Origin of the sequence: Sporosarcina sp. FA15, assembly GCF_051550195.1 — a bacterium.
Lineage (GTDB): Bacteria > Bacillota > Bacilli > Bacillales_A > Planococcaceae > Sporosarcina > Sporosarcina psychrophila.
The window spans coordinates 3,425,573-3,437,500 of the sequence record NZ_CP188818.1 but is presented as its reverse complement, the minus strand read 5'-3'; the positions used below and the strand labels follow the sequence as shown (position 1 = coordinate 3,437,500).

Below are 11,928 nucleotides of genomic sequence, written 5' to 3'. Positions count from 1 at the left end.
AGGACGGAAAGACCCCGTGGAGCTTTACTGTAACCTGATATTGAATTCCGGTGCAGCCTGTACAGGATAGGTAGGAGCCTTGGATTCCGGAGCGCTAGCTTCGGATGAGGCGTTGGTGGGATACTACCCTGGCTGTATTGGACTTCTAACCCATGCCCCTTATCGGGGCAGGAGACAGTGTCAGGCGGGCAGTTTGACTGGGGCGGTCGCCTCCTAAAGAGTAACGGAGGCGCCCAAAGGTTCCCTCAGAATGGTTGGACATCATTCGTAGAGTGCAAAGGCATAAGGGAGCTTGACTGCGAGACCTACAAGTCGAGCAGGGTCGAAAGACGGGCTTAGTGATCCGGTGGTTCCGCATGGAAGGGCCATCGCTCAACGGATAAAAGCTACCCCGGGGATAACAGGCTTATCTCCCCCAAGAGTCCACATCGACGGGGAGGTTTGGCACCTCGATGTCGGCTCATCGCATCCTGGGGCTGTAGTCGGTCCCAAGGGTTGGGCTGTTCGCCCATTAAAGCGGTACGCGAGCTGGGTTCAGAACGTCGTGAGACAGTTCGGTCCCTATCCGTCGCGGGCGCAGGAAATTTGAGAGGAGCTGTCCTTAGTACGAGAGGACCGGGATGGACATACCTCTGGTGTACCAGTTGTCTTGCCAAAGGCATCGCTGGGTAGCTATGTATGGACGGGATAAATGCTGAAAGCATCTAAGCATGAAGCCCCCCTCGAGATGAGATTTCCCATTACGCAAGTAAGTAAGATCCCTCAAAGAAGATGAGGTTGATAGGTCTGGGGTGGAAGCACGGCGACGTGTGGAGCTGACGGATACTAATCGATCGAGGACTTAACCAATTTTGAAAAGGGCTTGATTACCCTGATTCGTGTAGCACAATGTCTGTTTTATTCAGTTTTGAGCGAACAAGCTCAAAGAGTCTGGTGACGATTGCGAAGAGGTCACACCCGTTCCCATCCCGAACACGGAAGTTAAGCTCTTCAGCGCCGATGGTAGTTGGGGGTTTCCCCCTGCGAGAGTAGGACGCCGCCGGTCTCATTGAAAGGCCATTACCTTATAGGTAGTGGTTTTTTTTGTATTTATTTTTAATGTTAACTTTTTAGAGAGTTTATGGGTATGTGGCCGAAAAAAGGAATAGTTCTTTATTGTCGGAAATCTGCATTTGGAATTAATCTCATTGGTTATATAATTGGTTAAGGATGAGATATGTGATTAATTAGCAATGGGATATGATCGTTGCCAGTGTTATGTGATCGGTTAGCGATGGGATATGATCGTTGCCAGTGTTATGTGATTGGTTAGCGATGGGATATGATCGTTGCCAGTGTTATGTGATTGGTTAGCGATGGGATATGATCGTTGCCAGTGTTATATGATCGGTTAGCAATGGGATATGATCGTTGCCATGATTATATGATTGGTTAGCAATGGGATATGATCGTTACCAGTGTTATGTGATTGGTTAGCAATGGGATATGATCGGTTAGCAATGGGATATGATCGTTACCAGTGTTATATGATCGGCTAGCAATGGATATGATCGTTACCAGGATTATCTGATCGGTCGGAGGCACCTACTCTCAACCAATAACTTAATACAATTCACCTCTATAAATATTCTATATCCCTTTATAGTTATCCTATGGCATTCTTTAGAATAGGGTATATTGAAGTAGAGGGGGTTGCAAATGACAATTATTAAAAATGTAGTGGTTCGTTTTTTTAATGAACGCTTTTTTGATCAGGCAGCACAGACTGCATACTATCTTTTATTGTCCATGTTTCCATTTTTTCTTTTCATCCTTTCCTTACTCAGTTTGTTTCCCGTTGATGAAGAGATGCTTTTGACATTTCTCAGGCCTTTCACGCCTGATGAAGCGTTTACTGTAATAGAGGAAAATGTTCGTGCGGTTCTCAATAAAGGGCATGGGAAGGTGCTATATGCAAGCCTTGTAGCAGCGTTCTGGATTACTTCCATGGCTGTACAGTCGCTTGCGCGTTCACTTGACCTGGCGAATGGCTATGTACGTCGCTATGCATATTGGAAAGTACTGATACGTGATCTTGGAGTAACGCTTCTTTTTATGTTAGTCATTCCGTTATCATTGTTTCTTCCAATTATCGAAAAGGCTTTATATAGAGTTGTGACTTATTACGATACGATTGAGGAATGGCAAGGTTGGTTTTATATTTGGCCGAATGTTAAATGGGGTTTGGGAACGTTATTTCTGTTTCTATTCTTCTTATTGTTTTATAAAGTGGTGCCAACAGGTAAGATGAAGTTTAAAGAAGCACTTCCGGGAGCACTCTTTTCTGCTATTGGTTGGCAGTTATTTTCACTTGTGTTCGGGAGCTATGTTTCGAACGTTGACTATACTCGCTTATATGGACAATTGTCGGGTATTATCCTACTTGTTATTTGGTTTTATTTGACGGCGGTTATTATTTTGCTGTCAGGTTTGTTAAATGCGGAATGGCGTAGGCCATCCGGTAGAAAGAGGAGGCGCGTAACATGATGAAAATATTGGTGGTAGACGATGATCCTAATATTTTGGAGCTTGTGAGCATTCAGCTGACACAGGCCGGGTATACAGTTATGAAAGCATCGGATGGTTTTGAAGCGCTGGAGTTATTGGAAAAGGACTTACCTGATTTGGCAGTCGTGGACGTGATGATGCCAAGAATGGACGGCTATAAGTTGACGAAGAAGCTTAGGGCAGAGGCGGATATACCGGTTTTATTGCTGACGGCCAAAGGGGAGCTAGAAGATAAGGAAAAAGGGTTCCTTGCGGGTTCCGATGATTATGTTGTAAAACCGTTCGAGCCGAGAGAATTGTTATTTCGGATAAATGCAATTTTGCGCAGATACGATAAAGCAGTTGATGTGTTCATTCAAGCTGGACCGATGAAAATAAATCGGCAGAGCTATGAAGTCTCTGTTGGCAAGAAAGTGCTTCTTCTGCCGTTAAAGGAGTTTGAATTACTTTCGGTTTTGGCATCACGGTCAAATCATGTATTTACAAGGGAAATACTAATTGAACGGGTATGGGGTTATGACTATGAGGGCGATGAACAGACGTTAAACGTTCATATCAAGCGAATTCGAGACAAATTGGTGAAGCTGACAGGGGAAGTGACCATCTTAACAGTGCGAGGTGTTGGGTATAAGCTTGAAGTGTCACCATCATGAGATCGCTGTACGGAAAATTTATCGCGATGACAACCGTTATCATGATAGCAAGTGCGCTGATTGCATTTCTAGCGGTCAATACATATTACCATCAACAGCTGAAAGGGCAAAACGACGAGAAGAATATGAGCATTGCGAAAAGCATTGCGTCATTCATTGAATCGGATAAGGAATTAGATCTGGTAAATTACCTTGAAACGCAGTCTGCGGTCGGGTATAAGCTCTACGTTGTCAATGAAAACCAAGAAGCCACGATGTATGGGGAAGCATTTCGGGTAGAAAATCTTTCAAACAACGTTGTAGAACAGGTATTGAATGGTGACGTGTATCACGGGATGAGAGATCTCCCAGGCGAAACGTTCGTAACCGGATTTTTCTCGAATGAATTAGCAAACACCGTGGGGGTGCCCTTTGAATATAATGGGGAAACATACGCCCTTTTTCTACGCCCAGACATTAAGATGCTCTTTACGGAAGTGCACTATATCCTTGGTGGGATGGTGCTGATCATGGCAATTATCAGTTTGCTGGCGATGCTGATTGTGGCTAAAATGTTGATTGATCCCATTACAGAGTTAACTGCCGCGACGAAAAAAGTTGGCGAAGAACAGTTCTCTGGAACGCTCGATATTAATCGAAAAGATGAAATTGGGCAACTGGCGAAAAGCTTTCAGCTGATGACGAGGAAACTTAGTGAAAATGATCGGATACGCAAAGAATTCATAAGCGATGTGTCGCATGATTTCCAGTCACCGTTGCTTAATATAAAAGGATATGCAGAGCTGTTGTTGGACGATAAACTCACGGAATATTCACGGAAAAGTTATGCTAACGTTATCCAATCCGAAACGGAACGATTGTCTTCATTGACGAAACAGTTGCTGCTTCTCACATCACTCGATCAGTTATCATCCCCACTCGAAAAGAAGACCTTTGACTTGGACATGCAGTTGAAGGAGACGGTCCGCAAGTTTAGATGGTTGCTTGAAGTGAAAGAAATGACGTTAGAAATGGATCTTGAAGAAGTTCGTTTCACCGGAGACCCTGCATTTCTTGAGAAAGTTTGGGAAAACCTGCTATCGAACGCACTAAAGTATACAGAGATTGGCGGTGCGATTGAAGTCGTGTTAACCGAACAGCCGGATCATGTTACAGTTCTTATCCAAGACAATGGAATTGGCATTGATGAAGAGGGACTTGAGCGCATTTTTGACCGTTTTTACCGAGCAGATGACTCGAGAACACAGGAAACAGGCGGAACAGGACTTGGCTTATCGATCGTCATGCAGGTTGTTAAACTGCATGGTGGAACAATTAACGCTGTTAGTCGTAAAGGGCAGGGTACGACTTTTACTGTGGTGTTTCCGAAGTTGTAATGTCCTGTTCATCTTGCGTTCATATAGGATGTTTAAGATAAGGGTATAACATTAACATTACAGGAGGAATTTAATATGGAAGCAAAATGGAGTCTACGATTGATTCGTATAGCAGCAATTTTTGGTTTGATCGGTACAGTATTAGGTTCACATATGGCCGGAGCAGGATCACCTGCATTCCGTCCAATTCACGCGCACATTCTATTAGTTGGTTGGTTGTCTCTATTTGCTTGGGGCGTCTTCTATCGAATTTACAAAGTCCGAGCAAAAAAACTGATTGCGATTCATGGATGGACTGGGATTATCGGAGCAATCGGTCTGACGTCAGGTATGTGGCTACAATTCATGCGACCGTTTGGGGTGAATGAAACACTGTCACTTATTCTGTACATCGTTGGTGGAACAATTTTACTCATTAGCTTTGCATTGTTTGTTATTATTACATTTTTAACTGAAAAAGAAAGTCCGAAAAAATAAATTGATATAGTCAAATAAAAAAGTCACTTCCGTCACTTTCGGGAAGTGGCTTTTTGTGTTTGATTATAATTTACGCTATTGTAATCAATCCTTTAATAACGATTTTCCCTTTGCATATGCCTTCAATTTGAAGTTTATCTGCATTGTGTTTGACTCGTAGAGCTACAATATCTCCGGCATGGATTGGCGAATGAAAATCAAGTTCATACTTTTTCGGGAAATTAATAGGTGTTAACGAGCTGTTTGAAACCTTACTCCAAACTTTCCCCATGACCAGCATGCCATGGGTGATTCTTCCTGAAAACCCATGATTTTTTGCCTGTTCTTCGTTAAGATGGATTGGGTTATAATCGCCGGAAATCTCAGCATAGTTTTCGATATCTTGCTGGGTTAAAAATAACTGGATTTCAATCATAGCAATTCACCTGAAACGATTTGGGAAATTCCGCTAAAACACAAATATCCCTCTTCATTGTATAAAAAAAGTGTCTGTTTACTGAATGTATGTCCTTTTTTCACTTTCACATCAGATAATGAAATAAAACCGGTATATACTTCATCAATGTACATTTTAGTGTGGTTTAAGCACTGTTGTTTACGAAGGATAACCGGTGCTTTCAACGTCCATGGTAATGCGAATGATTTATAAAGAGTCATTGGCATAGCGGGCGGGATAGGAATGGTTTGAAACCCAAGCCTTTGAGCTTTTGTTTGACTTTCATATACAGGGTTTGAGTCGCCAAGCATTTGTATATATTCCTGCACTTGTTCTTTCTGGAAAATGAATTCCTGTTTTTCTGTTTTCATCGAATCACCTCAAATAAAACAGCTAGCCCAACACCACCGGCACTTCCAATGGAAGCGAGCACATATTGCATCCCTTTTCTTCTTTGAACTTCATAAAAGAGTCGAGTGACCAGTATTGCACCGGAAGCCCCGTAAGGATGTCCCATTGTCAAAGCACCACCCAAAACATTTAGTTTTTCGTAGGGAATTGATAATTCTTGCGCGCATGCAACGATTTTTGAAGCGAAGGCTTCGTTTATTTCAAACAGGTCGATATCCTCAATCGATAGACTGTTTCGATTTAGTAACTTCCGACTTGCCGGAACCGGAGATATACCAGGAAAATCAGGGTGTATCCCACTCACTTCACTGTCGATGAATCGTAGAACGGGATTCATGTGGAGTTTCTTCGCTAGCCCTTCTTCCATAACCACTACTGCCGCAGCCCCGTCATTAATGCCACAACTGTTTGCAGCAGTAACTGTACCGCCATCTTTTATGAAAATAGGTTTTGCGCGTTTCAGTAGTTTTTCCATATTGCGTTCTTTATAGAAGCTTTCATCTTTATTTATTTCTTCAAATTTTATAATTTCGGGTTTATATAAACCTTCCTGAAAAGCATGCCAACTACGAGTATAGCTAAGGAGTGCATAATCATCTTGCATCTCTTTAGTGATTTTATATTTTTGTGCGACATTTTCTGCAGCTACACCCATATCAGGATCGCCTAAACGGTCAGGAGAAAATCGTGCCCTCTTCGGAAATGGGGAAGTGCTAGCGCTTTCCACACCGCCAGCGATGTAACAGCTGCCCGCTTTACCTTGTATGAAATGGCACGCCGTCCGAATGGCTTCAAGGCCCGCGCTGCACTGTCTATCAATCGTCATCCCAGCTACTGATAAAGGAAGCCCTGATTCCAACGCAGACAAACGCGCAATATTTCCTCCAGGTCCTATAACGTCCCCTAAGATGATTTCGTCTAATTCATGTGTAATCCCCGTCGACAATTCTCGGAGAAGAGGCGCCGCAAGAATATGAGGTTCGACATCTCGGAACACCCCGTCTTTTCTTCCAATAGGTGTTCGTTTCGCTTGTACGATAACTGCTCTGTTAATTTCTAATCACCTCGGTTTCGATTAATTGTTTAACATGCATGCGGGCAATCTTACCGCTAGTTGTATGGGGAATCTTTTCGACGAAAAACCATTTACGGGGAATTTTATGGGAGGACAGATTTTCAATACAGAGCTTTTTTAATGCCTTTTTGCATGCGTGTCCTTTTATGACGGCAACCGGTATTTGTCCCCAGTATGGATCAGTCATGCCAACGACAGCTGCTTCATCCACGTCCGGATGTTTTAGAAGGACCGTTTCTATTTCTTCAGGAAATACATTCACTCCACCGTATAAGATCATATTTTTCTCACGCCCGACGATGTATAAGTAACCGTCTTCATCCAAATAGCCCATATCATCCACAGTTACCCAACCGTTATCATCTTTTATTGATTTAATGGAACGTGATCCGGGATGAATATAGCCGTTAAAAAGCATTCGGCTCCTGACAAAAATCGTTCCAATTTCTCGAGCTGATGTTTCATCCAGATGTTTATGCCTTATTTGAATTTCAACGTTATGAAATGGCTTTCCTACTGATCCAAGTTTGTCCTTATCGGAGTCATTACATAAAAAAGATACAAAACTTAGTTCACTCGCTCCGTAAAACTCGAACATCTTTACTTGAAGGAACTGCTCCTTAATTTTTTGTTTTGAATCTACTTCCCATTTCGCTCCAGAAGATATGATTTGTATGGGTTTATCGATGATAATGTCTTCTGAAAGCATCGCTTCGACCATTGTAGGTACGACATAAAGTATTGTTATCGGGTAGTTTTCGATGAAGTTCAGTGCAAGTAAAGGTGAAAATTTATCTAGCAGATAAATTGTTCCACCTAAATACAATACGCTGATTGCCCCGTAAAGAAAATGGGAATGGATGAGTGCACCCGGAATTAAAACGTGATCTGTTTCGTTTATATGAAAATCATGTCGACTGCATTCGAAACTAGTAATCCATGAATCATGTGAACGGATAAAGGCCTTCGGGACACCAGTTGTTCCGGAGGTGAACCCCATGTAAAATGGCATTTCTCCTGTGACATTTTCACACGATGAATAATCACACTGGAGGATTTGCTCCGAAGCGTCTTCCCAAATAATGATAGTGAACTCCGTGCTTCTTATCCGTTCAGCCAATCCGGCGGTTGTAATAACGACTGAGGGGGAAGAGATTTCTAAACGTTGTTCAAGCTCTGTTGGTTTCCATTTTGCGTCAAATGTGGCGGCAATGCGACCAGCCATGGCGGTGCCTGTGAAAAGTTGAAGAAAAGCAATACTGTTCGGCATGAAAATGCCGATAGAGTCGCAGGGAGCTGTTATTGAATGTAACCAATTTGCTGTTTTGCAAACGGTTGTATACCAATCGCGGTATGTAATCGCTTCGGAAGATGTTTGAATGGCAATTTTGTCAGGATTGTCGATGACTTGCTGTTGATAGGAACTTGTAATCGTCGGCACATGAATTCTCCTTTTTGAAAAAAGAGCACATGAATGTGCTCTTTAAGTGAAAAGTAGCTTTTTGTTAAAAATGGGGTACCTTTTTAATTTGACGACCAGAAATGTTGCGAGGGTCGCTTTGATAATATCACCAGGCAAGTAGACAAGACTCATCTTGACCGCAAGCAACAGATCGATATTCATAACGAAAGCTTGCACGGGTATTCCAAACAAGTAAATTAGGAAAATACCGACAGTCAAATTGATAGGTAAAATAGCAGCTACCTTAACTTCTTTCAAGCGGGATTGAATAGTACCTAAGCAAAATGCTGTTATAGGGTAGGATAGCAAATAACCTGCACTTGGTCCGACAAATACACTTAGGCCCCCTCGTCCACCAGACAAGAGGGGAAGCCCAGCAGCAACGAGCAATAAGAAAACAATTTGACTGATTGCCCCCAATCGTGCACCTAGAATCCCTCCGGCAAGCAATACCCCGATTGTTTGGAGCGTGATTGGAACGGGTGTAAATGTCAGGAAAATAGGAGGGAGTAAACCTAATACTCCCATAAGTGCAGCGAATAAAGCGACATGAGTCATTTCTCTAATTTTCATAAGACATCCCCATACATAAATTAATTAGTTCATATCAATTATTTTAAGCGTAATCTAGCAGTTGTGTCAACTTGAATTAAAATGAAGTTTACCTAATAGGGCGGATAAAAAAAGATATCCAATCCCATAGATTTTGGGTTGGATATCTTTTGTAGTTATTTTCGCTTAGAACTCAATCGTTATTTTCCCATTTACGAGCGTTAAGCTCGCATCAAACTTCTTATCAGAATTGGAGACGAAACCTTTTATAACATTCGTTTTTCCTTTCGTGCAGAGAAGTTTAACTTGAGTAGGCGTGAGCTTTTTTTTCAAAAAGACAGCAGGAAAAGTCTGCTTGCAACCACTTGCGTAGGCACTGCAACCGTAGAATTCTTTGCGTGCAATAATCATACCTTCTTTACAAGCAGGGCATGGAGCGACTTCGACTTGTTGATAGGAAGTCCGTTGAGGCATCTTGCTCACTACATTGGCAGCTAGTTTTGCATCAATGGGCTTGGCGTTTAATTGGCCCGGTACTTCTTCCAATAAGCTGTTGATGAACTTCGCGATGCTGCCGAGAAAACGTTCCTGTGTTCCTTCACCGTTGCCGATTTTTCGCAAATACGCTTCCCATTTAGCAGTCATGGACGGGCTTGCGAGAAGATTCCCTTCGATTGCTTGGCAGAGAATGCGCCCTTTATCCGTAATGGAAACGATGTTTTTTGTCACGTCGATATAGTCATGCCGTTTGATCGTTTCGATGATTCCACTTCGGGTAGCTTCTGTACCGAGTCCTTCAATTTCTTTTAAAATATCGGTCTCTTTTTTATCCTCGACAAGTTTTCCGCATGTTTTCATCATCGCGATAAGTTGGCCTTCTGTATACGGTTTCGGCGGCATCGTTTTGCCTTCTTTAATGCCGATATCACTTTCCACAGGTTCGTGCATCACAAGTGGCGGTAGCGTTGGCTCGTCCTTGTCTTTGTCATTTTCTTTCGCCGAACGGATGAACAATGCTTTCCAGCCCTTATCGCGTTCCGTCTTCCCGATTGTGAAGAATGGGAGCTTGTTGACTTCTGTCGTCACTTTCGTTTCAGTGTACAGATAATCAGTATGGAACATAGCGAGTGTGGTGCGGACAACTTCTTCATATAAGTTACGCTCGATGGTCGAGAGCCCAGCAAGTACCCCTTGTGAAGGAATTTTCTTCGTTGGAATGATTGCATAATGCTCCTGTACTTTTGAACTGTCGACATAGCGCTTTTTCGGAGCGAGTGATGTGACAGGGAAAGTATGACCGATAAGCTGCTGATACTCGGTTACTTGTCCAGCGAGATAGGTGAATTCACTTGGTGTGATATACCTGGAATCCGTCCTTGGATACGTCACGAGCTTCTTTTCATAGAGCCCTTGCATTGTCTTCAATACATTCGCAGGACTTATTTTCCATAGGCGGTTTGCCGTTGCCTGTAGTGTAGACAGTGCATGTAGCTGTGGAGGCGGCGTCCGTTTATCGACCGTTTCTACCGAAGTAACTACACCAGGTGATTTCGGATGGATATTATGTTTTGCGAGAAGGTCCCGGATAATTTCTCTTTTCGAATCCTTTGCTTTGGCCTTACCTTTATATGTCCCGTTTGCGGCAGTAAACGTCGCTTCGATTTCATAAAATGGTTCAGAAACGAATGCTTCAATTTCTATTTGCCGCTGATAAATAAGGTAAACAGTCGGCGATTGCACACGTCCGATTGAAAACACATCTCGAATGCCGCGTGCTTGCAACAGAAGGGAATAGAGCCGAGAACCATTCATCCCGACAAGCCAGTCACTAATTTGTCGGGCTTTCGCCTCCTCATACATCAGAAGATCTTTGCGATTGTCTTGTAAATTCGCGAATCCTTTGCGCACTTCATCGACTTCCAGCGAATTAATCCAAAGCCGCTTTATCGTTTGGTTTTTGGCGCCTGTTTGATAATAAATACTATAGAAGATATTCGATCCTTCACGGTCCACATCACAAGCATTAATGACAGTATCAGTAGCTTTAATCAGCTTTTTTACAATGGCGAACTGCTTGGTTTTATCCTTTGCGACCTGAAACTCATAGCGTTCCGGCAATATTGGCAAACTGGCAAGCGACCACTTGGCCCATTTCGGATCGTACTCTTTAGGTTCTTTTAGTTCGACAAGATGGCCGATTCCCCATGTAATATATGCACCTTCAGAAAAAATAGGGGAGGGCAATAACTCTAAATAGCCTTCATGTCGCCGTACAGAAAAAGCGTCTGCGTATGCCTTCGCTTGGCTTGGCTTTTCGGCTAAAATTACTGGTTTCATGACAAGACCTCTTTCACTGATAAGGAAAAAACGTTAGTTCTCCTATTATCTCATAGATTGAGAAGGTTTTCTAATCAATAGTTAGGGTGAAAATTAGTGCTAAGCTATGTGGAAGTTTATTTGGTTTTCAAGTAGAAAAGACAATACTCAACAAATAGTTGAGAAGTGACAAGTAGAATTAATATTGTTGATACCGTATTGTCATTCTTGGTGATTATCAAGCTTTTGATAAGGATAGTATCATTAAGATACATGAGGAGGGCTTTCAAGCAGGCTATTTTGATGAATCATTAAGGGACCACCTAGCGAACGCTGCAATTAATTACTATGCAAATAAATCAGCTGAAGATTTAAAGTTAGAATTAACTAGAGATGTAAGTCTTGCTTCAATGTCCTTAATTTTATTAGCAAATGAAGCTGGTTTTGAAACAATCACTAAGTCAGGTTATGATTCTAAACAATTAAAGGCGATTTTAAATATATCTGAAAGGTATTTAGACTTTTTGCTTATAGCGATTGGTAAAGGAACTACAGCCGGTCATAAAACAGTAAGACATGATGTGAACAAGGTACTTTATAAAGACAAGATACTGTAATTATTT

11 protein-coding genes and 2 rRNA genes (1 of these 13 running past the window's edge) are annotated in these 11,928 nt (G+C 42.3%); 7 read left to right on the top strand and 6 right to left on the bottom strand.

The features are described 5' to 3' along the window. The 6 genes from ACP8HG_RS16205 to ACP8HG_RS16180 form a co-directional block, all read left to right on the top strand. Positions 1-849 (top strand): 23S ribosomal RNA (locus tag ACP8HG_RS16205); it begins 2,083 nt to the left of the window's first position. A gap of 80 nt (positions 850-929) precedes the next feature. Further along, a 5S ribosomal RNA gene (rrf, locus tag ACP8HG_RS16200) occupies positions 930-1,045 on the top strand. Between the two features lie 653 nt (positions 1,046-1,698). Then, on the top strand, positions 1,699-2,526 hold the full coding sequence (locus ACP8HG_RS16195; protein WP_399629849.1) for a YihY/virulence factor BrkB family protein: 828 nt from the start codon (positions 1,699-1,701) through the stop codon (positions 2,524-2,526). Continuing rightward, positions 2,526-3,200: a response regulator transcription factor gene (locus ACP8HG_RS16190; RefSeq protein WP_067214109.1), complete on the top strand. Its 675-nt coding sequence runs from the start codon at positions 2,526-2,528 to the stop codon at positions 3,198-3,200. Before ACP8HG_RS16195 ends, ACP8HG_RS16190 begins: the two co-directional genes overlap by 1 nt. Positions 3,201-3,226: 26 nt before the next feature. Continuing rightward, positions 3,227-4,576 (top strand): sensor histidine kinase, encoded by a 1,350-nt coding sequence (locus ACP8HG_RS16185; RefSeq protein ID WP_438297199.1) that lies wholly within the window; start codon positions 3,227-3,229, stop codon positions 4,574-4,576. A gap of 75 nt (positions 4,577-4,651) precedes the next feature. Then, on the top strand, positions 4,652-5,053 hold the full coding sequence (locus ACP8HG_RS16180) for a hypothetical protein (protein WP_187046239.1): 402 nt from the start codon (positions 4,652-4,654) through the stop codon (positions 5,051-5,053). A 70-nt stretch (positions 5,054-5,123) separates the two neighbouring features. Here the strand turns inward: ACP8HG_RS16180 and ACP8HG_RS16175 are convergent, their stop codons facing one another. From ACP8HG_RS16175 to topB, 6 genes are all read right to left on the bottom strand, one after another. Further along, positions 5,124-5,468: a MaoC family dehydratase gene (locus ACP8HG_RS16175; RefSeq protein WP_187046238.1), complete on the bottom strand. Its 345-nt coding sequence runs from the start codon at positions 5,466-5,468 to the stop codon at positions 5,124-5,126. Then, entirely contained in the window at positions 5,465-5,860 is a 396-nt protein-coding gene (locus tag ACP8HG_RS16170) for an FAS1-like dehydratase domain-containing protein (RefSeq protein WP_187046237.1), read from the bottom strand. Before ACP8HG_RS16170 ends, ACP8HG_RS16175 begins: the two co-directional genes overlap by 4 nt. After that, a complete protein-coding gene (locus tag ACP8HG_RS16165; RefSeq protein WP_187048031.1) occupies positions 5,857-6,954 on the bottom strand; it encodes an acetyl-CoA C-acyltransferase in 1,098 nt (365 codons plus the stop codon). Before ACP8HG_RS16165 ends, ACP8HG_RS16170 begins: the two co-directional genes overlap by 4 nt. Beyond that, positions 6,950-8,416 (bottom strand): AMP-binding protein, encoded by a 1,467-nt coding sequence (locus tag ACP8HG_RS16160; protein WP_438297196.1) that lies wholly within the window; start codon positions 8,414-8,416, stop codon positions 6,950-6,952. The genes ACP8HG_RS16165 and ACP8HG_RS16160 overlap by 5 nt, the downstream gene beginning before the upstream one ends. Before the next feature lie 42 nt (positions 8,417-8,458). Beyond that, positions 8,459-9,010 carry a biotin transporter BioY gene (locus tag ACP8HG_RS16155; protein WP_438297194.1) on the bottom strand — a complete coding sequence of 184 codons (552 nt, stop codon included), beginning with the start codon at positions 9,008-9,010 and terminating at the stop codon, positions 8,459-8,461. A gap of 165 nt (positions 9,011-9,175) precedes the next feature. Beyond that, positions 9,176-11,326, bottom strand: a complete 2,151-nt coding sequence (topB, locus tag ACP8HG_RS16150) for a DNA topoisomerase III (protein WP_438297192.1) — start codon at positions 11,324-11,326, stop codon at positions 9,176-9,178. A 389-nt stretch (positions 11,327-11,715) separates the two neighbouring features. Between topB and ACP8HG_RS16145 the strand changes: the two genes are divergently transcribed. Continuing rightward, positions 11,716-11,922, top strand: a complete 207-nt coding sequence (locus tag ACP8HG_RS16145) for a hypothetical protein (protein WP_438297190.1) — start codon at positions 11,716-11,718, stop codon at positions 11,920-11,922. The last annotated feature ends 6 nt before the right edge of the window (positions 11,923-11,928 follow it).